We start from the raw sequence: 20837 nt of genomic DNA, 5'->3' as shown, positions 1-20837 counted from the left end.
ATGCCGCTTGTTCTCAAGGTCAATCTGCGCTAATTGAGGCGCAAAGTTTTCACGCGAAATTCAAGGACCGATTTCATGGCTTCCTATCAGTATGTTTATCAGATGCACAAGCTTACCAAGGCCTATCCGGGCGGCAAGCAGGTGCTCAACAATATCTCGCTCAACTTCATGCCGGACGCGAAAATCGCGATCATCGGCCAGAACGGCGCGGGTAAATCGACGCTCATGAAAATCATGGCCGGCTACGACAAGGAGTTCGGCGGTGAAGCATGGGCAGCTGAAGGTATTCGCGTGGGCTACCTGCCGCAGGAACCACAGCTGAACCCTGAGAAAGACGTGCTCGGCAACGTGATGGAAGGCCTCGCCAAAACCCAAGCGCTGGTGGACGAGTTCAACCAGGTCGCTGGCGATTACGGCATGGACCCCGATAACATGGACCTCCTCAACCGTATGGGTGAGTTGCAGGAGCAGATCGACGCCGCAGACGCGTGGGACCTGCAGTCCCAAGCCGAAGTTGCAATGGACGCGCTTTGCTGCCCGCCGAACGACTGGTCCGTAGACAAGCTTTCGGGCGGTGAGAAGCGCCGGGTCGCGCTCTGCAAACTCCTTCTTGAAAAGCCGGAAATCCTGCTGCTTGACGAACCGACCAACCACCTTGACGCCGAAACCGTTGCGTGGCTCGAGAAGCACCTGCAGCAGTACAAGGGCTGTGTGATCCTCGTCACTCACGACCGCTACTTCCTTGATAACGTTGTGGGCTGGGTGCTTGAACTCGACCGTGGCCAAGGCATTCCGTTTGAAGGCAACTACAGCGCATGGCTCGAAATGAAGACCAAGCGGATGGCGCAGGAAGAACGTTCCGACAAAGCGCGCCAGAAAGCCATGGAATCCGAGCTTGAGTGGATCAGGCAGTCGCCCAAGGCGCGGCAGGCCAAATCGAAAGCCCGTATCAAGGCTTATGATGAAATGCTTGAACAGCAGCAGGAACGTGTTGCCGGCCCGGCCCAGATCAAGATCCAGCCGCCGAAACGCCTTGGCGGCAAGGTTATCGAGGCACACAACCTCACCAAAGCCTTTGGCGACAAGCTCCTGTTCGACGGTCTGAGCTTCAGCCTGCCGCCAGGGGGCATTGTTGGTGTGATCGGTCCGAACGGTGCGGGTAAAACCACGCTCTTCAAGCTGATCACGGGTCAGGAAAAGCCGGACTCTGGTGAAATCATCGTCGGTGACACCGTTGAGCTTGGTTATGTTGACCAGTCGCGCGACGCGCTTGACGCAAATAAAAACGTCTGGGAGGAAATCTCCGGTGGGCACGACATGTTCTACTTCGGCAAGCATGAAGTCAGCACGCGTGCCTATGTGGGCGCGTTCAACTTCAAGGGCGGTGACCAGCAGAAGAAAGTTGGCCTTCTCTCGGGTGGTGAGCGTAACCGCGTACACCTCGCGAAGATGTTGAAAGAAGGTGGCAACGTTCTGCTGCTCGATGAGCCGACCAACGACCTTGATACCGAAACGCTTGCAGCGCTCGAAGAAGCGCTCGAGAACTTCGCGGGTTGTGCTGTGGTCATCAGCCACGACCGCTTCTTCCTCGACCGTATCGCGACGCACATCCTTGCGTTTGAAGGCGACAGCCACGTTGAATGGTTCGAAGGTAACTTCGAAGCCTATGAAGAAGACAAGAAGCGCCGCCTGGGCGCGGACGCCGTGCAGCCGCACCGCATCAAATACCGCCGCTTCACCCGTTAAGGGAAAGCGATCAGTCAAAAGAAAAGGCCCCGATTTTCGGGGCCTTTTTTGTTATTGCTTGTTTTCGGGTTGCGCTTCCTCAGCGTCTATTGCGGCTTGTTCTTCCTCCAGCATATCGAAAATGTCTTCTTCGGGCTCTGGTGGGTTGCCGTCATAAATCTCAAAGCGCCGCCGCTGCCAATAAACCGAACGCGCGACCACATAGGGGTCATCTTCCTTATATAGCTCGTCCAGCGTTGTGTGCAGGCGCACACGAGCATCGAAGGCCTCAATCGCTGTCCGCGTCATGCTGAGGTCGAAGAATTTCTTGCTATCGTCAATTTCCTCGAGGGTAAGGCTGACGGGATCGGCATAAACATTTGCCGCGAATCCGAAAGCGTCGCGACCATTCGACGGCCCGAGGAGGGGGAGTACGAGGTATGGACCGTCACCAATGCCCCAAGTGGCAAGGGTCTGGCCGAAGTCTTCGCTGTGGTACGGAATACCAACTTCGTCGGAGACTTTGAACAGGCCCGCCACACCAACCGTTGAGTTGATGATGAAGCGGCCAAGGGTCGCGCCAGCGCGGTCCAGTTTGAACTGCAGCAGGTCGTTGATGAATACCCAAGGTTCGCGCAGGTTACGCATCACATTCGATACACCCTGACGCGGGGCTTCGGGCACAACGGTTATATAAACGCTGCTGAGCGGCTTCAGGATTACGCGGTCTGTCACGCGGTTGAATTCAAATACGGCACGGTTCATGGGCTCAAGGGGATCATGGGCCTCGGTCGCTGTGCCGGGGTGGGTAGACGCACAGCCTGCGGCAAGCAATAAGCTTGCACCGGCCAGGGCATTCTTACCTGGGAGGGGAAATCTCATACTGTCCTCAGTCGCGAGCGGGGTTCGCGTAATTGTTGTTATAAAATCAATTATTGCAGCAATGTGGCAACAATTGGCGTTCTCTACAAGAGGGGGTGGCCAATTTCACCTCAACCTTTGTTCACTTTTTGCGGCATGCCCGTTAGAAAAACTTGCTGTTTACCTACAGAAATTCATCACTTTACATATATAAAGATTTCTTTATATTGATCTGCAACGAATGTCAGGAACCGCCCTATGGAACATCTTTTGGCAGCACTGCGCGCCGCCGGCGAAGCAACCCGCCTTCGCATCCTTGCTCTTCTCGGCAAGGGTGAGCTGACGGTGGGTGAGCTTGTGCAAATTCTCGCACAAAGCCAGCCGCGAGTCTCGCGCCATTTGAAGCTTATGGGGGAGGCGGGCCTGCTGGACCGTTTTCAGGAAGGCACCCAGGTTTTCTACCGTTTGGCGGATACGGGCCTTGGTGCGTCGGTTGCGAGTGCCTTGATGGAGTTGATGCCGCAAGCGGATGCTGAACTTGAGGCAGACTATAAAACCCTGGCAGCGATCCGCGGTGAACGGTTCGAGCGCGCGCAGGCATACTTCCGTGCGCACGCTGAAGAGTGGGACCAGATCCGCTCCCTCTATGTGGCGGAAGCGGAAGTTGAATCGGCACTCCTTGATATTCAGGGTGGCCGCAAGATGGGCCGCCTTCTTGATGTCGGTACCGGCACTGGCCGCATGCTTGAGGTGTTTGCAGGACGGGCGGAGCAGCTTCTCGGTATTGATGTTTCGCGTGAGATGCTGTCGGTCGCGCGCGGAAATCTTGCGATGAAAGAGCTGGATCAGGCGCAGGTGCGGCAGGGGGACATGTATGACCTCGTGCTCGCTGACGGCAGCCAGGACATGGTGCTTTTCCACCAGGTGCTGCATTTCGCGGAAGATCCGCTACGCGCGATCCGTGAGGCAGCACGGGTGCTGGCGCCGGGCGGTATGCTGCTGGTAGCGGATTTTGCGCCGCACAGGGAAGAATTTTTGCGCGATGAGCAGGCGCACCGCCGGCTCGGTTTCGCGGACGATGAAGTGAGCCACTGGGCGCTGAGCGCAGGGCTTGAGACAAAAGACGTACGCCACCTTGATGGCGGGCGGCTACGTGTAACGATCTGGCGGTGTGATAAACCCGCCTGAGGTAAGGAGTAGGGGCATGGCCCAGGGTTACGGTATTGGTTTTGGTGGACGCTCCCTCTTCGAGGATGTGGTGTCGGATGTGAATGTCTCGTTCGAGTTTTTCCCGCCAAAGACCCCCAAGATGGAAGAAACGCTGTGGGCGTCGATCAAGACGCTTGAAGCGCTCGACCCCAAATTTGTCTCCGTAACCTATGGTGCTGGCGGTTCCACACGTGAGCGTACTCACAAAACGGTGAAACGCATTCTGGACGAAACCTCGCTGACGCCTGCAGCGCACCTGACCTGCGTGGGTGCAACCAAGGACGAGGTCAATGAGGTCGTGCGCGACTATTGGGATGCAGGCGTGCGCTCCATCGTGGCATTGCGCGGTGATCCGGCGGAAGGTGCCAGCCGTTACGAGCCGCACCCGGGCGGGTACGAGAATGCTGCCGCCCTCGTGGAGGGGCTGCGCAAGATCGGCGATTTTGATATCTCCGTCGCGGCGTACCCGGAACGTCACCCCGATAGTCCGAACCTTGCCGCTGACCTTGAAAACCTCAAGCGCAAGGTGGATGCCGGTGCGAACCGCGCCATCACCCAATTCTTCTTTGAGCCGGACAGCTATTTCCGTTTCCTTGACCACTGCGAAAGCTACGGCATTGATGTGCCGGTGGTGCCGGGTATCCTGCCGGTCACGAACTTTGCGACGCTCAAGAATTTTGCCGCAACTTGTGGGGCGAGTGTGCCAAAATGGCTGGGCAACCTGTTTGAAGGACTTGATGAACGCCCGCAGACCCGCAGCCTTGTGGCCGCGACGGTGGCGGGCGAGATGGTACGCCGCTTGTATGCGGGCGGTGTGCGCGATTTCCACTTCTACACCCTGAACCGTGCAGAACTGACGTATGCCATCTGTCATATGCTTGGTATTCGCGGTTTGGCTGAGGAGGTTTGACCATGGCGAACAACACAGAACTGCTGAACAAACTCGCGGCTGAACGCATTCTGGTCATGGACGGTGCCATGGGCACCATGATCCAGAAGAAGAAGCTGACGGAGGCCGATTTCCGCGGTGAGCGCTTTGCTGACTGGCCGTCGGACCTCAAGGGAAACAACGACCTTCTGGTCCTGACAAAGCCTGAAGTGATTGCCGATATCCACGCGGCTTTCCTTGAAGCGGGCGCGGATATCATCGAGACCAATACCTTCAACGGCACCACCATCTCGCTCGCGGACTATGACATGCAGGCGCTGGCGCATGAGATCAATGTGGAAGGTGCGCGGCTTGCGCGCCGCGTGGCGGATGAGTTTACCGCGAAGAACCCGGACAAACCGCGTTTTGTCGCGGGCTCGATCGGCCCGACCAACAAAACGCTGTCCGTCTCGCCGGACGTGAACAACCCCGGTTTTCGTGAGGTGAATTTCGATGATGTCGTCACCGCCTACAAGGAACAGGTGGATGGCCTGATGGAAGGCGGGGTGGATATCATCCTCATTGAAACCGTGTTCGATACCCTGAACGCCAAGGCCGCGATTTTTGCGACCGAAGAAGTGTTCGAGGAACGTGGTGTCAAACTGCCGATCATGTTGTCCTGCACGGTGACCGATATGTCCGGCCGTAATCTTTCGGGCCAGACGGTCGAGGCCTTCTGGTATTCGGTCCGTCACGCCAAGCCGTTCACCATTGGGCTTAACTGTGCCTTCGGGGCGGAGCATCTGCGCCCGCACGCGGTAACGCTGTCGGCCATCGCAGATGCGCGCATCGCCATATACCCGAACGCGGGCCTGCCCAATGAGATGGGCGAGTATGACGAAACGCCGGAAGTGACCGGCGGTCATCTCAAGGCATGGGCCGAGGAAGGGCTGTTGAACATTGTGGGTGGCTGCTGTGGCACGACGCCGGAGCATATCGGTGCGATTGCAAAAGCCGTTGCAGGCATCAAGCCGCGCAAGGTTCCGAAGCACAAGCCTGCCATGCGCCTTTCCGGCATCGACCCAATCACCATTATCAATGCGGCTGAGTAATAAGGTATCCTGTCATGAGTAAACCAACCGCCCAGTTCATCAACGTTGGCGAACGCACAAACGTTGCCGGTTCCGCAAAGTTCAAGAAACTGATCTTTGAAGAGAACTATGAGGAAGCCATCTCCGTCGCCCGCCATCAGGTGGAAGGCGGCGCGCAGATCATCGACATCAACTTTGATGACGCGATGCTGGACGCCGAGGATGCGATGGAGAAATTCCTCAAGCTCATTGCGGCGGAGCCTGATATCGCGCGTGTGCCGGTGATGATCGACAGTTCCAAATGGTCGGTGATCGAGGCGGGCCTCAAATGCGTGCAGGGCAAGGCGGTGGTCAATTCCATCAGCCTGAAGGAAGGCAAGGAAGAGTTTGTCGCCCACGCCAAACGTATCCTGCGCTACGGTGCCGCTGTGGTCGTTATGGCGTTTGACGAAAAGGGCCAGGCCGATACGCTCAAGCGCAAGATCGATATTTGTACGCGGTCCTACGACATTCTGGTGAATGAGGTCGGCTTCCCGGCGGAAGACATCATCTTCGACCCCAATATTTTCGCGGTCGCGACGGGGATCGAGGAGCATGATAACTATGGTGTTGACTTCATTGAGGCCACACGGCTGATCAAGAAAAACCTGCCACACGCCAAAGTGTCGGGTGGCGTATCGAACATTTCCTTCTCTTTCCGGGGTAATAACCCGGTGCGGGAAGCCATGCACAGCGTGTTCCTCTATCACGCCATCCGCGCGGGCATGGATATGGGCATCGTGAATGCGGGCCAGTTGGCCGTGTATTCCGACATTCCCGAAAAGCTGCGGGAGCGGGTGGAGGATGTGATCCTCAATCGCCGCCCGGACGCGACCGAGAGACTGCTCGAGGTGGCTGAGGAATACAAGGGCCAGGGTGGCACCGCGCGGGTCGAGGACCTGTCGTGGCGGGAGCAGCCGGTTGAGAAAAGGCTTGAGCATGCGCTCGTCAAAGGCATAGCCGATTATATCGTTGAGGATACCGAAGAAGCGCGGCAGATGTTCGCGCGCCCCATCGAGGTGATCGAAGGCCCGCTGATGGACGGCATGAATGTGGTGGGTGACCTCTTTGGCGCGGGTGAGATGTTCCTGCCGCAGGTGGTCAAGTCCGCGCGGGTGATGAAACAGTCGGTCAATTACCTGCAGCCGTTTATCGAGGCGGAGAAGGCCGAAGGTGCCAAAGCCAAGGGCAAGATTGTCATGGCGACCGTGAAGGGCGACGTGCACGACATCGGCAAGAATATCGTTGGTGTCGTGCTGCAGTGTAACAACTTCGAGGTGATCGACCTGGGTGTGATGGTGCCATGGTCGGACATTCTCAAAGCCGCCAACGACCACGGCGCGGACATGATTGGCCTTTCTGGCCTTATCACCCCGTCGCTTGACGAGATGGTCACGGTTGCGCACGAGATGGAACGCTCGGGCTTCAAAACGCCGCTTCTGATCGGTGGTGCCACCACAAGCCGCGTGCACACGGCGGTCAAGATCGCGCCGGAATATTCAGGCGCCGTGACCCATGTGCTGGACGCATCTCGCGCGGTGGGTGTGGCGTCAACCTTGGTGTCCGAAGGACTGCGTGATGACTTTGTCGCCAAGGTGAAGGCCGAATATGACGATATCCGCGAAAAACGCCTCGCGAAGCCAAAGTCTGACCGGCTGGTGAGCCTTGAAGACGCCCGCGCCAACAAGGCGACGCCGGATTTTGAGGGCTTTACACCGGTGCGCCCGGCCTTCACTGGCACGCGGGTATTCGAGGATTATCCGCTTGCGGAACTGGTGGACTATATCGACTGGACACCTTTCTTCCGCACGTGGGAACTGGCGGGTAACTACCCGGGGATCCTTGAAGACAAGGTAGTGGGCGAGAGCGCACGCAGCCTGTTTTCCGATGCACAGGCCATGCTCAAGCAGATCGTGGACGAGAAATGGCTCACGGCCAAGGCCGTTGTCGGTTTCTGGCCCGCGAATGCGGACGGTGACGATGTGGTGCTTTACACAGGCGACAACCGAAACGAGGAACTCTCGCGCCTGCATTTCCTCAGGCAGCAAGTACAAAAGCGTGAAGGCCGCGCCAACGACTGCCTAGCTGATTTTGTGGCGCCTGTGGGCTCGAAGCCAGACTGGGTGGGCGGTTTTGCCGTCACCACCGGACACGGCATCGAGAAACATCTCGCCCGCTTCAAGGCGGCGCATGATGACTATAACGACATCCTGCTGAAAGCCCTTGCCGACCGCCTCGCGGAAGCCTTTGCCGAGCGTATGCACGAACGTGTTCGCAAGGAATTCTGGGGCTATGCGGCTGATGAGAGCCTGACGAACGAAGAACTGATCAAGGAACGCTATAGCGGTATCCGCCCGGCACCCGGCTACCCGGCGTGCCCGGACCACTCGGAAAAGCCCGAGCTGTTCCGCCTTCTGGACGCCGAGGCTGAAGCAGGTATCCAGCTTACGGAAAGTTTCGCCATGATCCCGACGGCGGCGGTCTCCGGCTTCTACTTCGCGCACCCCGAAGTGCATTATTTCGGCGTTGGCAAAGTGGGTGAAGACCAGGTGGCGGACTATGCCACCCGTCGCGGTGTGGACACCGACCAGATCAAACGCTGGATCAGGCCGAACCTCGCCGACTAGGGCTCAAATACTTCAAGGTCCTTGGCAGATATAACCGCGCCGTCATACCCGGCGGCGTGGATTTCCTTCACGAGGTCCTCGTCTGACGTACCCCAATATAGCTGGTGATAAAGCACCAGCAGCTTGGGTTTGGCCTCGTTCGCGATCGCGGCCAGTTCGCTGGCGGAGGTGTGGAAGCTGGCGTGATACTTCTGCCAAACCGGCTCCCGCCTTTTGAAACCAGCGTCGGAATAGACTTCATGCACGAGGATATCCGCGCCTTTGGCGGCCTTGATAAGGGCAGGGCTTGGCCGTGCATCGCCTGAGATGACGATAGTCTTGCCGCCTGATGTGAATTTGAAGCCATATGCTTCTTTCCAGCTGCCGTGCAACACAGGTACGGCTTCAACGATCACGTCGTGCTCATCAAGCACGACACCTGCGCGGATTTCCTGAACGTTTACCTTGTGCCCTTCAGGCGTTGCGGGCTCCAGCCCGTTCAGGCGCAGGTCGATATCGGCTTTATAGGCCTCCTGCAGGTGCTGGGCCATCGCAGCGGTGCCGGTGGGGCCAAAGAGGCGTAGCGGCACCGCGCGCTCAAGCACCCATGATGTGAACATCACATCTGGCAGGCCGACAGTATGATCGGAATGCAAGTGTGTGAGGAAAACAGTGTCCAGCTTGTCTGGGGCGAGCGCGGGAATGCCACCCGACGCCGCGGATGCCGCACGGCGCACAATGCCGGGCCCCGTGTCTACAATGTAGGATTTGCCGCCCACGACCACAGCCAGCGCAGGGCCAGACCGTTCCGGGTCCGCATTCGGTGTGCCGGTGCCAAGGGCGACCAGTTTCATGTCGGCCGATGCGCTGGCGGAAATAGCCATAGCCAAAATAATTGTGTTGAAAAAATATCTTAGCATGCGGTCCTCCCCTAAAGGGTGACTATTGCATGCTTGCCCCTGTGCGGGAAGGGTGCTTACTCGCCGCGCTCCATCGGTTGGTACACAAGGCCATAGAGAACCATGTCCACCGTTTTGCCGTCGCGGGCGAGCGGCAGGGCCAGTACGCTATAATGCTGGAAGTCCTTTGGCGCCCAATGTGCCCGCTGGTTGGTGGCATAGTAGGGCTCAGCGGTTTCAACGAGTTGGCGGCTGCGTGCGATGATGCGGTCCGTGCCTTCAAAGCTGGACCATGACTTGCCTGTGAGTTCCACACCGGCGCCTTCAGTGATCATGGTACCGCACACCCGAAAGCAGAAATCAGCGCCGCCATCAATCACATCGGCGATGGCGATGTGGGGCAGCAGTTTCTTGATCTCGGAGGGGGAGATATCCTTGCGGGAGGGTAGTGCGCCCAGCGCTGATTTTTTGCCCGACCAGAAGCGGTAAAGCGCCTCAAGTACCGGGTGTTCAACACTTGCGCTTTGCAGCGGTGCGTCGTCCTGCGGCGGTTCGCCCACACCCGAATGGGGTGGGTTTTTGCGCGGACGAAGCGCATCTTTCATACTTTTAAAGGCGGGACCCAAAACAACTACTCACACACTCGGAACAATGAACGCGATAGGCGAGGGAATACACTGTTCAGCGTTAAGGTTAAAGGGCCTTAACCAAAAAAATAGCCAAAAACCGCGCCTTTGCCACAAAATGTGGGGAACATATCACGCACGCACAACAATCTTGTCCGCCGGTGTCACTGCACGCAATAAACGAAGGGGTCCTTTAGGTCTAAAGTTTAGCGGGTGTTGTGAGGTTGTGAAGTAACTGTGCGAAATCTGTGCGCGAACTGTGCATAAAGAAGCCACCGCACGGACGGGTGCGGTGGCTTGATACTCGGAACTCATGTTGATCAACATCTCGCAGCCTGAAAGTTACGGCTAACGATTGTTTAGCTGCCCGAATTCAGGTCGCCCCGATCTTCGGCGAGGGTCATGACCGTGTTGGCCATAATCTCATTCTGTTCGAAAAAGTCCTTGTCGAGACGGCCTGATACATAGACCAGATCACCGACTTCCACCTGTTGACGCCCGTTGTCGTCAAGTGGGTTATAGGCCATCGAAAGGGTATCCACCTGAATTTCATGGTTCAGGGTCTGGATATCAAACTCTCGCCCATCCATATCGGTTACCGTGCCGGCGACTGTAATCCATGTGCCGTCCGGAACTGCTGCAGGATAATCGGGATATCCGGCAAATGAACGGAGGTTGAGGATTTCTTCCTCATCGGCATCGTTCGCATAATAGGTCGTGGCGATCGAGTGCACAAACACGCTACTTGCTTCAATGCTCCTCGTTTCATAGAGGCCATCATCAATTTCGCCGCGAACGGTTACCCTATCACCCGTCAGGATGTTCTGGCTTTCATCGTACCAGTCCCAGTCATCCATTTCGACCGTGATGACACCGTCACCATAATCGAGCATGAAGTTATCGCCATTGGTGCCTGAGACAGTACCGGTCAAGCTGATATAGCTCTGATCCTCAAATTTGTCGGCGTAAGGGTTCTTGTCATCCGCAATCGCTGCACCGCTTGCGCCCGCGATCGCAGTGATCATGGCCAGAGTTACAATATTGCGTTTCATGACTGTCCTCCTTTCTTTAGCCACATCAAACACACCCTCCACGTTGGTTTGGGGGCATAAATTTTCAGTGATGCTGTGAAGCCAGCAAATAAAGAGGACGTAAATGGATTTAAATGGCTGCAGTCACAGGGGCAGGGCGTGCAAAATGGTAACCCTGCAGATAGTCCGCGCCTGCATCGCGCAGGAAATCAGCTTCCTGAGCAGTCTCGATCCCTTCCGCGATTGTGAGAATGCCACTACTATGTGCAATGCTAATGAGGTTACGGACAATCACCTGCTTGAAGGCATCGCTGTCCACGTTGCGCACCAGTTCCATGTCGAGTTTGACATAATCGGGCCGCATCTCATGAAGCATGTTGAGGCCTGACCAGCCGGAGCCGATATCGTCCAGTGCGACACCAAAGCCGGAGTTGCGGTAAAATGCGAGGATGCCCTTGAGGTGTGCCTTGTCCCGCGCCATGTGCGTTTCGGTTAGTTCGAATACGACATCTTCTGGCCTCAGCCCAGCGTCCGCGATGGCGCTTGCGGTGGTGCGCAAGCAATAAGCGGGGTCATAAACGCTGGACGGGTTGAAATTGATGAACAGCTTGCCCTTGAGCTTGGCGGCTGCAGCCGTTTCTACCGCTTTTCGCCTTGCTGCAAGATCGAGGGAAAACAAGAGGTCGGATTTGCCAGCGATCGCAAACACATGACCGGGAGGGATGATATTTCCATCGTTGTCGCGCATGCGGAACAGCGCTTCATGCGCGAAAGGTTTGCTGATGTCGGGATCACCCGCATGGACGATCGGCTGCATCCAGCTCTCGAACTGTTCCGCGGCCATTGCCTCAATAATCCATTGGCTGTGAAACCTGTTGATGAACACGTCTGCGGTAATGACCCGTCCAAGGTCCTCCGGTTCCAGTTTGTCACACGCAGTCGTCACCACATTGGTATTGGCGAGTTCAAGCCCATTAAGGCTGCCAAAAAGGGTTGTCAGGAAATCCGAAACGTCAGCGCGCGGTAGCTTGATGCGGATACCGAGGGAGCCAACAGGAGTGTGATCATAGGCACGGTCCTGTATCATCCGGCTTGCTTTTGCATGGCCTTCGCCTGTGGGCAGGTAAATCCAGAAATAAGTCTCGTCGAAAAGGTGATTTTTGACGGTTTCGCAGTCAAGGCAGCGCATGGGAACTCCTCTTGGGTCGGGCTGCCTTCTTCTACGGAGGAATAGCGACCGGAGATCATTGAAACCGCCTGCATTTTGCAGTGATGAGGCCGATGCCTCAACGTCGCCGCGCCTTCAACGCCCAAAGAGCCACGATGACGGGCGCTGCAAGGCCGAGCCAGGAGAGAAAGTCGCGCACACCGTCACCCATCAGTGCACTGACCAGCCCGACGAGGCTGAGAAGCGCGAGCAAGGCGGGAATGGCGAAAATCTGTGCAGCCGTTTGCCGGCGTGCTGGGGCTTTGGTTTCCGTCATTCTGCGGCCTGCCTGATGTCACCATCCAGCCGGCCGCCACTCTCGATCTCTCTCACGCGGGTCTGGATACCCTTGCGGCCCTTCGCGAGCCACAGGTAAAGCCCACTCGCGAGCACGATAATGGTGAATATATCGAGTATCGCCCACAGGATTTTCATTGGAAAGCCGCCGTAGTCACCAAAATGCAGCGGCTGGGACAGGAGGAGCGCCTGCATATACCAGGGCATGGTGCGCATGTCGGTGAAGCTGCCATCCTCCGCGTCGATGAGCGCGGGTGTCAGTAGCTTTTTGGTCAGCGGCGTATTGCCCTGCATAAAGACCGCATAGTGATGCTCGGTCGAGAAAGAGCCGCCGGGGAAGGCGACAAACTGCACCTGCATGCCGGGGGCTTTTGCCTTGGCAGCATCAATTGCCCCTTGGATGGACGCGAGTTGATCAGGCGCATGCGCACCGTCATAGGCTGCGGTCATCTCCGCCAGCTGGTCATATTGCCAGTAGCTTGTGAGCGGGTCCGACAGTGTGTTGATCACGCCGGTGAGGCCCACCACACTGGCCCACATCACGGTCACGATGCCGAGCAGGTTATGGTAGTCGAGCCATTTGACCCGTGCGCTGCGTGACGCGCGCACCGTGCCAAAATCGATCTTTGTCATGAAGGGCGCGTACAGCACCACGCCTGAAACAATGGCGATGAAGAACAGCAAGCCCATAAATCCGAGGAACAGAAGGCCCTTGAGGCCAAGGAACATGTCGGTGTGGAGCTGGAGGAGAAAGCCCATCACATCACCTTCATCTGGCGCGGGCACAAACTCGCCCGTGCGCCAGTCAAGCGACATGAGGGTCATCTGCTCGCCCGGCGCGTCAGGCGTGGGGCCGGAGGTGACATTCACCACGGGCCGGTCTTCATCGAAGCTCATGAAGAGGCCAACTTCACCGGGGCGGGACGCGAGGGCATTTGCAAGCACAGTATCAAGGCTAACCCGCGTGTCCTCATCTGTGACCGGCGGCATGACATAGGCATCGCCCGTCAGGTCCTCGATCTCATGCTCGAAAATAAGCGGCAAGCCGGTGATACACAGCATCAAGAGGAATGCCGTGGAGATCAGGCTGCTCAACTTATGGACAAGATACCAGATGCGAATGGTGCCGCGCTGCATGGGGGAGAGCCGTTCAGTATAAATAAGAATGATTATCAAACTTATTAATCGGCTACGGCTTCATTGACAAGCCCCATGCAGCCTGGTGGCAGCAGAAGAAGTGCAATAAGCATCCCGTGCAGGCAAACCTTGTGGCTTGCCTGCTGTTGCGGGAGGCGAAAGACGTGTCGCTCTATCCGCCTGAACTACTGAACCAGTTGGCCACCAGAAATACGCAGCTGGGTTGCTTCATCGGCGTAGATGAAGTTCTCCTGGCCTTTGATGGCAACATAACAGTCCGAGCAGATGTCACTTAATGTGGCATGGGGCTCAATACTGACCTCCCATGTCTTTTCATCGGCATCTTCAAGGATAAGGGTATAGGCGGTGTCATCGTCATTCACGATGGTAAGCCCGCCTGCGGCCAATGCCGCTACACTCAGAACCGCTGCAGCTGTGACGCTCAGCCAAGCACGGATAGTCATGGTGTATTCTCCAGGATTGTACCACCTGAATGAGGCCACTTTTTCCGTGCGCTGGCAAACGAATAAATCCGATCAGTTCGGCTACAGGCCAAGTTCGCTCAGGCCTGGGTGATCATCGGGGCGTGGGCCGGATGTGTCCCAGTGGAACAGGCGGTCTTCTTCGCGTATGGCAACATCATTGATGCTGGCATGGCGCTCTTCCATCAGGCCGCTCTCGTCAAACTGCCAGTTCTCATTACCATAGGAGCGGAACCAGTTGCCATCCGTGTCATGCCATTCGTAGGCATAACGCACAGCAATACGGTTGCCTTCAAAGGCCCAAAGCTCCTTGATCAGGCGGTATTCCTGCTCGCGCTGCCATTTGTCACTCAGGAAGTCCACGATGGCATCGCGGCCAGTGACAAAGCTGTCCCGGTTGCGCCAGCGGCTGTCGGGCGTGTAAGCGAGGGAGACTTTCTCGGCATTCCGGCTGTTCCAGCCGTTTTCAGCAAGGCGGATTTTCTCGGTCGCGCTTTCACGCGTGAAGGGGGGAAGGGGTGGCCGCTGTGTGGTGGTTGTCATATCATCTCTCCGGATGGTTTCAGGGCTGCAAGCTCGGCCTTCAGGGACCGGTTCTCCGTTTGCAGCTGTGCAAATTGTTCGTTAATGGACGCCATGGCGTCCGCCACCTCATCTGAGGTGAAACGGGGGGTGATGTGTTGGGGGCAATTCCAGTCAAAGCTTTTGAGGTTTAGCACCATCGCGCGTTCCGGTATGCCGCGGTAACCCGGCAGGGCGAGTATCTCGGCAAGCGCAGGGTCGCCTTCCAGATCGCGGGCCTCCAAGGTGGCCAGTATCTTGAGCCGTGCCCGGTTCGCGTAATCCATCAGGATAAGCGCAACCCGGTTGTCCACGCGGGAGTTACCGAGCGTGATATACTGCCGGTTACCCCGAAAGTCAGGGAAAGCGAGGGTACGGTCATCCAGCACTTTGAGGAAACCCTTGGGGCCACCCCGGTGCTGAACATAAGGCCAGCCGGTCTCGGCGGTGCTCGCGATATAAAAGCTGTCACGGGCCTCGATGAAGGTGGCTTCGCTTTCGCGGAATCGGTCGAAGGTGCGGTCGCTCCGGCTGTTCTCATAAATATGGCGCGAGCCATGCTCCATCTGGGCCTTCACAACTTCAGACCCGGTCAGCGCATCAAGAAATCCGTATGGCATGGCAACCTCTCCAGCTTCGAAGGGACATAAACAAATCGCAGTGGGGCCGCTCCCTGGGGGCTTAGGGGGATGATGGGAGTGGAAGCGACCCCACCGGCGCGGCATCAGGCCGCGTAGGTGCTGCGCACAACCGGGAAATCAATCTCGGTTTCGGCAACGTTGTTCAGGATGTTGGTGAAGAAATTGTCGGCAACAAGTGCCACGATCTCCACGATCTGGCCGTCGGTGTAGCCAGCGTTCTTGATGTTGATGACATCTGCGTCTTCAACGCGGCCACGGGTGCTGGCAACTTTTGCGGCAAAGGCAACCGCTGCGTTTGCACGGGTGTTTGAGGACTGGCCGTTCCTTGCAAGGCTGACTTCCTCAGCGTCGAGGCCAGCCATGTTGGTGGCGAGGTAGGTGTGGGCCGAGAGGCAGTAGTCACAGCCGTTCACCTCAGCAACCGCAAGCGCAATGCGTTCGCGTGTCTTGACATCGAGCGTCTTGGCGACGGCGCCATTGAAGCCGAGGAAGCCTTCAAGCACCTTGGGGCTATTGCCAATCAGGCGGAAAACGTTGGGCACTACGCCCAGTTGGTCTTTAACAGCGCCAAGCAGCGGGCGGGAAGCTTGTGGTGCGGTGTCGTGACTCGGGACCGAAATCCGGTTCATTGTTTTTCTCCTTCAGGTTACCCGGTCTTGGTTCTTGTCGCCGGGATGTCCTGAAGATAATGCGTTGCTTTGGGTAAGATAATGATGCAAATTTGCATAATATTATTGCAGAATTTGGGATAATAGATGGACCGCCTCGACCGTATGCGCACCTTTGTTGCTGTTGCCCACCATGGCAGCTTTGCGGAAGCCGCACGGCATTTGCGCCTGTCTTCCTCAGCTGCGTCGCGCGCGGTGGCGGAACTGGAGGCGGATCTGGGCATTGTCCTGTTCGCGCGCACCACGCGCTCTGTCACCCTGACCGAACGTGGGCGGCTATACCTTGAAAGCTGCCGCCGTATCCTCGCGGATGTTGAGGCTGCCGAAAGCCTTGCGCGCGGGGAGGGGGCGAAACCGCAGGGACGGCTTACGGTCGCGGCGCCGCTTCTGTTCGGGCGGCTACATGTGTTACCGCTTGTCTCGCGGCTTTTGAAGGCCGAGCCTGACCTTGATGTTCGGCTCATTCTCTCGGACCGTAACGCGCATATGGTGGAAGAGGGTATCGATGTTGCGGTGCGCATCGGTGATCTCGCCGACAGCAGCCTGAGCGCCCGCAAGATCGGTCAGGTATGTGCAGCCCTTGTTGCCAGCCCTGACTATCTGGCAGAGCGGGGCGCGCCGAAGCTGCCGGAAGACCTGGCGGGCCATGACATCATCTCGTTTGAGGCCATGGATACCACGAACGAGTGGCGGTTTGGTCCCGGCGTAAAGCCTCTGCGTGTGTCGCCGCGCCTGATGGTGAATAGCGCGGCGGCGGCGGTGACCGCGGCGGAAGAGGGTGGTGGTATCACCCGCGTGATTTCCTATCAGGTGGAAGCCGGCGTCATGGCGGGGCGCCTTGTGCCGGTCCTGCCGGAATTGCCGGCGCCCATCATACCCGTACATATGGTTTACCCGCCGCGCCGGGTGGCGTCGCCAAACCTTGATGCCTTCCTCGCGCACGCAAAGCAGTACTTCCGCGAAAATCCCATAAGGCCTATTTGTGATTGGTCACTGTCCGACAAATCGCCTTCTTAAGCGGGGCTTGGCATGCCGAGGCTTTGACCTTAAAGTTCGCGCAAACGGAAGGACGGGTCATGGCAGCAATCAGTTTTGAAGCAGAGCTTGAGGAAATCGAGGGTTGGACCCTTGTCCGGCTGCCTAAGGACGCGAGCGGACAGCTACCATCGCGTGGCCTTGTTATGGTCGAAGGCGGGCTTAACGGCCACGCTATTCGCATAGCCCTTGAGCCGGATGGCAAGGGTAGCCATTGGTTTGCGCTGCCAGACGACCTTCAAAAAAATATCAAGGCTGGCGCGGGGGACACCGTCGCAGTCGAGCTGAACAGTATTGATGAATGGGTGGAGCCCGAACTGCCGGATGATATCCGCACGGCTTTTGAGGCCGTGCCTGATGTGATGGCTGCATGGGCTGATATCACCCCACTCGCACGCTGGGACTGGTTGCGCTGGATGCGCTCCACCAAAGTGGCTGCAACGCGCGAGAAACGCATCAATACCGCGATTGACATGCTCTCACACGGCAAACGGCGGCCCTGCTGCTTCGACCGCAGCCAGTGCACGGTGCCCGAAGTCTCCAAAAGTGGAAAGCTGCTGTCGCCGCTTGGCTAAATCCCAAGCTTATACGCTCGCCATCAATGCTTGAAACGCAGCCTTCACCTCAGGTTCCGACAGCACCGGTGCGTGGCCCACTCGGGGAACTTCCACGGTCCTGACTGTATCGCTGGTGGCCGCCATTGCCTTGAGAGTATCTGCCGCCAGGATATCTGAAATCTCACCCCTCAGCGCAAGCACCGGGCGACCCTTCGCCAGATGGCGGAAACGCCGCCACAGGACCCATTCCATGATCGGCAGCGCCCACGCGGGTGCCGGGCGGAAAATGGCAGGGTCATAATCGATTTTCGGCTTGCCGTCTGGCCCTTCGCGGAAAGTCCAGCGCGCAAGGCGCTGCCAGTCTTCATCCGTGAAGTCAGGGAAGGCAATGCCGTTGATGTGTTTGCAATGCGTAGCCGCTGATTGCCAGTCGCTCACCGGGGCGGCGGTGCCCGCGTAGGTCGCAATACGCGCAATGCCCGCGCGGTCCACATTGGGGCCAATGTCATTGAGGGCGGCACCCGCCACACGGTCACTTGCCATGCGTGCCACTTCCATGGTCACAAGACCGCCGAGGGAGGTGCCAATAAATACAGCACGGTCAATGCCCGCCGCATCCATAAGGCTGATCATATCGCGCGCATAGGTCGCCGGGCGGTAGCGTTTTGGCTTGGGGTCGCGGTCAGATTTGCCGCGCCCGCGCAGGGACGCCGCGAGCACACGGTGGCCAAGGCTGGCGGCCCACGGCGCAAAGTCGCTGAAGTCGCGGCAGTTTCGGGTCAGGCCCGGAATGCAGATAATGGCAACGTCTGATGTGGCGCTGTCCGGCTGGTAATCGGCCGCGTGAAGGGTGAGCCCATCGTGCGAGCGCCAGAAAAAGTCCTGCATTATATTGGTTGTCCCCCGGCTGAGAATGCCGCCCGGAGTAAATGCGGGCGGCATCCAGTAGTTTCTAGTAACGATATTCGATGGAGGCGAAGACGGTACGCGGCGCACCGTAGAAGCCGATGACCGAATCCCCGAACGCGAGGCCCGGGAAATAATAGGCACCGGTGCGGTAGCGTTCGTTCGTGAGGTTGCGGCCATGCACGCCCACGCGCCACTTGTCGCTGTCCGATGTCCAGACAATGCTGGCGTCCAAGAGCTCGTAGGCGGGCTGGTCGATCGCGGGCACGGGTGTCTCGAACATATTGACCGCGCTGCGGAATGACAGGGCCCCGCGCAGCGCGATGGAACCGCGGCTATCGAGGTCGATCATATAGTTCGCGGCAACGTTACCATTCCATTTAGGTGTGTTCTGGAACTGGCGCTGGTCAGCAACGTCAACCTGCACATAACCGCCGCCCGGCGCCGCCGCATAGGCGAGATACTGGTCAAATTCGGCGTCCACATAACCCACAGCAAAGTCGATGCTGAAGTCTTTCGTGAGCCACGCCGTGGCTTCAATCTCTGCACCGTCGATCGTCGATGACCCCACGTTATCCACAAAGCTCACCACACCGGTGCCGGCCTGGTTCACTTGCTGGCTTGTGACCTGTTGGCCGTCATAGGAGGTATGGAAAATTGCGGCTGCGAACGACAGCCTGCCATCAATCACATTGCCCTTGAGGCCAAGCTCGTATGAATCGACCGTCTCCGGCTCGTAGCCTTCAACGGTTGCGGGGGTAGCCGTCGCGTCACCACGCATGTCAAAGCCGCCGGATTTGAAACCACGGCTATAGGACGCGTAGACATTCAGGTCGTCCGCCAGTGAATAGCTCAGGCTCACCCGCGGGGTGAACTCCTCAAACGTCAGTTCGCGGGTATAGTCGGTCAGGGTCTGGATCAGGATCGCGCTATCGTTGCCCGAAATCGGTGAGCCAAGGCCAAGATAGTTGGCTTTGAAAACGGTGCCTTCCTTCTTGTCGCGTGTCCAGCGACCTCCGAGCGAGAGGTTCCAGCGTTCGCCCAGTTCCACATCAAAGTCACCGAAGATGGCGATGGATTTCGTGTCCACATCGCCGCTAGTGCCCTGTGTCAGGTGCGGCATGGGTACACCCGGAATGGCGGCCGCACCAATGCCGAGGATGGTGTCATATTGCCCGGTTGCGGTGGCGTCGAGGTAATAGACGCCAAAAATCCCGCTCCAGCGGTCATTCTGGATCACAACCTGCAGTTCCTCCGAGAACTGGTCGTCGTCGTAGACCGAACCGCTTGAGGCGATATCAAGGATGGGGGCTGGTGTGCCGTCAAAGTCGATCCCGGCGGTCCGCGTGATACCCTCGCGGTAAGCCGTGATGGATTTGAGCGTGACAGTGTCGTTGACGGTCCATTCCGCAAGGAGGGAGATACCCTGCGTGATCACCTCATTCGCGTCACCAAGGCCTGCCCAGGTGTCATACTTGTTCTCTTGCACCGGGAATGCGCCAGCGGGCACCGGCTCAGCCGATGGGCTATAGCCCGGCAGCGCGATGGGCAGCACGGCCCAGTCCGCGGGGACCGGGGTTTCGCGGTGGCCGTGGTTGGCGTTTGAATCGTCATCCGTGCGGTCCGCGCTCAGCCGGAAAAACAGGTCCGGGCTCGGTGTGGCCTCAAGGGTCACCCGCGCGGCGAATGACTGTTTGTTGTTGGTCTCGGCGTCCGTGTACTGGTTGGTGCCGTAGCCGTCCCGGTTATACCAGCCGAAGGCCGCGCCAATGGCCAGCTTGTCGCTAAGCGGGGTGGAGCCGGAGGCCACCACATCATGCTGGCCATAAGTGCCAACATTGGCGCGGACCTTGAACTCGGTCTCTGCGCCCAAGCGGCGGGTGATATATTTGATCGCGCCACCAATGGTGTTGCGGCCATAAAGCGTGCCTTGCGGCCCACGCAGCACTTCAAGTCGCTCGATATCGAAAATATCAAGGATCGCGCCTTGCGGGCGGGCGATATAAACATCGTCCACATAAAGGCCAACGCCGGGTTCAAAGCCCCAGAGCGGGTCCTGCTGGCCGATGCCGCGAATGAAAGCGGTGAGGGTGGAGTTGGTGCCGCGCGAAACCTGCAAGGTCAGGTTCGGGGTGTTGCGCTGCAGCGCCGTGATATCCAGCGCGCCGCGCATATCAAGCTTGTTGGCGTCAAATGTGGTGAGTGCGATTGGCACATCAACGATGGATTCGTCGCGCCGCCGCGCGGTCACAACAATGGTATCGATACCAAAAGCCTCGTCATCGTCCGCGCTATCCTGCGCCACGACCGGTATGCTGGTGGCAAGCGCCGCAGCCGAGACACCGGCGAGCAATAGTCGCGCCGGCAGAGTGCGTTGAACACTGGTCATCT

At 57.9% G+C, this 20837-nt stretch carries 18 protein-coding genes and 1 pseudogene; 6 read left to right on the top strand and 13 right to left on the bottom strand.

Going from position 1 to position 20837, the window contains the following annotated elements:
• The first annotated feature begins 75 nt into the window (after window positions 1-75).
• Complete coding sequence (gene ettA / locus B150_RS0114585; protein WP_020400678.1) at window positions 76-1746, top strand: energy-dependent translational throttle protein EttA; 1671 nt, start codon at window positions 76-78, stop codon at window positions 1744-1746.
• 51 nt (window positions 1747-1797) lie between these two features.
• On the opposite strand, the gene B150_RS21310 is transcribed toward ettA, so the two are convergent.
• Window positions 1798-2607 carry an MlaA family lipoprotein gene (locus B150_RS21310; protein ID WP_081611473.1) on the bottom strand — a complete coding sequence of 270 codons (810 nt, stop codon included), beginning with the start codon at window positions 2605-2607 and terminating at the stop codon, window positions 1798-1800.
• 237 nt (window positions 2608-2844) lie between these two features.
• Between B150_RS21310 and B150_RS0114575 the strand changes: the two genes are divergently transcribed.
• From B150_RS0114575 to metH, 3 genes and pseudogenes are all read left to right on the top strand, one after another.
• On the top strand, window positions 2845-3774 hold the full coding sequence (locus tag B150_RS0114575) for an ArsR/SmtB family transcription factor (protein ID WP_020400676.1): 930 nt from the start codon (window positions 2845-2847) through the stop codon (window positions 3772-3774).
• A gap of 16 nt (window positions 3775-3790) precedes the next feature.
• Window positions 3791-4705 (top strand): methylenetetrahydrofolate reductase, encoded by a 915-nt coding sequence (gene metF, locus B150_RS0114570; RefSeq protein WP_020400675.1) that lies wholly within the window; start codon window positions 3791-3793, stop codon window positions 4703-4705.
• Window positions 4706-4707: 2 nt separating this feature from the next.
• Window positions 4708-8420: pseudogene (metH, locus tag B150_RS0114560) on the top strand (methionine synthase).
• On the opposite strand, the gene B150_RS0114555 reads toward metH, so the two are convergent.
• The 10 genes from B150_RS0114555 to B150_RS0114510 all read right to left on the bottom strand — a co-directional run bounded on the left by B150_RS0114555 (window position 8417) and on the right by B150_RS0114510 (window position 15909).
• Window positions 8417-9319, bottom strand: coding sequence for an MBL fold metallo-hydrolase (locus tag B150_RS0114555; protein ID WP_020400672.1), 903 nt, complete (start codon window positions 9317-9319; stop codon window positions 8417-8419). The pseudogene metH and the gene B150_RS0114555 overlap by 4 nt on opposite strands.
• A gap of 56 nt (window positions 9320-9375) precedes the next feature.
• Window positions 9376-9903 (bottom strand): PAS domain-containing protein, encoded by a 528-nt coding sequence (locus B150_RS0114550; RefSeq protein ID WP_020400671.1) that lies wholly within the window; start codon window positions 9901-9903, stop codon window positions 9376-9378.
• 380 nt (window positions 9904-10283) lie between these two features.
• Window positions 10284-10976, bottom strand: a complete 693-nt coding sequence (locus B150_RS0114545; protein WP_020400670.1) for a NirD/YgiW/YdeI family stress tolerance protein — start codon at window positions 10974-10976, stop codon at window positions 10284-10286.
• A gap of 109 nt (window positions 10977-11085) precedes the next feature.
• Window positions 11086-12144: an EAL domain-containing protein gene (locus B150_RS0114540; protein WP_020400669.1), complete on the bottom strand. Its 1059-nt coding sequence runs from the start codon at window positions 12142-12144 to the stop codon at window positions 11086-11088.
• 97 nt (window positions 12145-12241) lie between these two features.
• The gene (locus B150_RS21305) at window positions 12242-12439 is read right to left on the bottom strand and encodes a hypothetical protein (protein WP_020400668.1); all 198 of its coding nucleotides are present in this window, start codon (window positions 12437-12439) and stop codon (window positions 12242-12244) included.
• Complete coding sequence (locus B150_RS21300) at window positions 12436-13596, bottom strand: PepSY-associated TM helix domain-containing protein (RefSeq protein WP_020400667.1); 1161 nt, start codon at window positions 13594-13596, stop codon at window positions 12436-12438. Before B150_RS21300 ends, B150_RS21305 begins: the two co-directional genes overlap by 4 nt.
• A gap of 185 nt (window positions 13597-13781) precedes the next feature.
• The gene (locus tag B150_RS0114525; protein WP_020400666.1) at window positions 13782-14060 is read right to left on the bottom strand and encodes a hypothetical protein; all 279 of its coding nucleotides are present in this window, start codon (window positions 14058-14060) and stop codon (window positions 13782-13784) included.
• A gap of 81 nt (window positions 14061-14141) precedes the next feature.
• Window positions 14142-14621, bottom strand: coding sequence for a nuclear transport factor 2 family protein (locus B150_RS0114520; protein WP_020400665.1), 480 nt, complete (start codon window positions 14619-14621; stop codon window positions 14142-14144).
• Window positions 14618-15259 (bottom strand): pyridoxamine 5'-phosphate oxidase family protein, encoded by a 642-nt coding sequence (locus tag B150_RS0114515; protein ID WP_020400664.1) that lies wholly within the window; start codon window positions 15257-15259, stop codon window positions 14618-14620. The genes B150_RS0114520 and B150_RS0114515 overlap by 4 nt, the downstream gene beginning before the upstream one ends.
• A 104-nt stretch (window positions 15260-15363) precedes the next feature.
• Entirely contained in the window at window positions 15364-15909 is a 546-nt protein-coding gene (locus tag B150_RS0114510; protein WP_020400663.1) for a carboxymuconolactone decarboxylase family protein, read from the bottom strand.
• Window positions 15910-16035: 126 nt separating this feature from the next.
• Between B150_RS0114510 and B150_RS0114505 the strand changes: the two genes are divergently transcribed.
• Both B150_RS0114505 and B150_RS0114500 read left to right on the top strand, forming a co-directional pair.
• A complete protein-coding gene (locus B150_RS0114505) occupies window positions 16036-16965 on the top strand; it encodes a LysR family transcriptional regulator (RefSeq protein WP_020400662.1) in 930 nt (309 codons plus the stop codon).
• A gap of 59 nt (window positions 16966-17024) precedes the next feature.
• A complete protein-coding gene (locus B150_RS0114500; RefSeq protein ID WP_020400661.1) occupies window positions 17025-17558 on the top strand; it encodes a YdeI/OmpD-associated family protein in 534 nt (177 codons plus the stop codon).
• Window positions 17559-17567: 9 nt separating this feature from the next.
• Here the strand turns inward: B150_RS0114500 and B150_RS0114495 are convergent, their stop codons facing one another.
• Both B150_RS0114495 and B150_RS0114490 read right to left on the bottom strand, forming a co-directional pair.
• Complete coding sequence (locus B150_RS0114495; protein WP_020400660.1) at window positions 17568-18428, bottom strand: alpha/beta fold hydrolase; 861 nt, start codon at window positions 18426-18428, stop codon at window positions 17568-17570.
• Window positions 18429-18492: 64 nt separating this feature from the next.
• The gene (locus B150_RS0114490; RefSeq protein WP_020400659.1) at window positions 18493-20835 is read right to left on the bottom strand and encodes a TonB-dependent receptor; all 2343 of its coding nucleotides are present in this window, start codon (window positions 20833-20835) and stop codon (window positions 18493-18495) included.
• Window positions 20836-20837 lie beyond the last annotated feature (2 nt).

The sequence above is a fragment of the Kordiimonas gwangyangensis DSM 19435 = JCM 12864 genome, assembly GCF_000375545.1.
In the GTDB taxonomy this organism is placed as follows: Bacteria; Pseudomonadota; Alphaproteobacteria; order Sphingomonadales; family Kordiimonadaceae; genus Kordiimonas; species Kordiimonas gwangyangensis.
Note: the sequence above shows the minus strand (reverse complement) of the source record. Positions and strands in the feature narration are given on the sequence as shown.

Coding starts and splice junctions, on each gene's coding strand:
- ettA (WP_020400678.1), top strand. CDS start 76: ATGGCTTCCTATCAGTATGTTTATCAGATGCACAAGCTTACCAAGGCC.
- B150_RS21310 (WP_081611473.1), bottom strand. CDS start 2,607: ATGAGATTTCCCCTCCCAGGTAAGAATGCCCTGGCCGGTGCAAGCTTA.
- B150_RS0114575 (WP_020400676.1), top strand. CDS start 2,845: ATGGAACATCTTTTGGCAGCACTGCGCGCCGCCGGCGAAGCAACCCGC.
- metF (WP_020400675.1), top strand. CDS start 3,791: ATGGCCCAGGGTTACGGTATTGGTTTTGGTGGACGCTCCCTCTTCGAG.
- B150_RS0114555 (WP_020400672.1), bottom strand. CDS start 9,319: ATGCTAAGATATTTTTTCAACACAATTATTTTGGCTATGGCTATTTCC.
- B150_RS0114550 (WP_020400671.1), bottom strand. CDS start 9,903: ATGAAAGATGCGCTTCGTCCGCGCAAAAACCCACCCCATTCGGGTGTG.
- B150_RS0114545 (WP_020400670.1), bottom strand. CDS start 10,976: ATGAAACGCAATATTGTAACTCTGGCCATGATCACTGCGATCGCGGGC.
- B150_RS0114540 (WP_020400669.1), bottom strand. CDS start 12,144: ATGCGCTGCCTTGACTGCGAAACCGTCAAAAATCACCTTTTCGACGAG.
- B150_RS21305 (WP_020400668.1), bottom strand. CDS start 12,439: ATGACGGAAACCAAAGCCCCAGCACGCCGGCAAACGGCTGCACAGATT.
- B150_RS21300 (WP_020400667.1), bottom strand. CDS start 13,596: ATGCAGCGCGGCACCATTCGCATCTGGTATCTTGTCCATAAGTTGAGC.
- B150_RS0114525 (WP_020400666.1), bottom strand. CDS start 14,060: ATGACTATCCGTGCTTGGCTGAGCGTCACAGCTGCAGCGGTTCTGAGT.
- B150_RS0114520 (WP_020400665.1), bottom strand. CDS start 14,621: ATGACAACCACCACACAGCGGCCACCCCTTCCCCCCTTCACGCGTGAA.
- B150_RS0114515 (WP_020400664.1), bottom strand. CDS start 15,259: ATGCCATACGGATTTCTTGATGCGCTGACCGGGTCTGAAGTTGTGAAG.
- B150_RS0114510 (WP_020400663.1), bottom strand. CDS start 15,909: ATGAACCGGATTTCGGTCCCGAGTCACGACACCGCACCACAAGCTTCC.
- B150_RS0114505 (WP_020400662.1), top strand. CDS start 16,036: ATGGACCGCCTCGACCGTATGCGCACCTTTGTTGCTGTTGCCCACCAT.
- B150_RS0114500 (WP_020400661.1), top strand. CDS start 17,025: ATGGCAGCAATCAGTTTTGAAGCAGAGCTTGAGGAAATCGAGGGTTGG.
- B150_RS0114495 (WP_020400660.1), bottom strand. CDS start 18,428: ATGCAGGACTTTTTCTGGCGCTCGCACGATGGGCTCACCCTTCACGCG.
- B150_RS0114490 (WP_020400659.1), bottom strand. CDS start 20,835: ATGACCAGTGTTCAACGCACTCTGCCGGCGCGACTATTGCTCGCCGGT.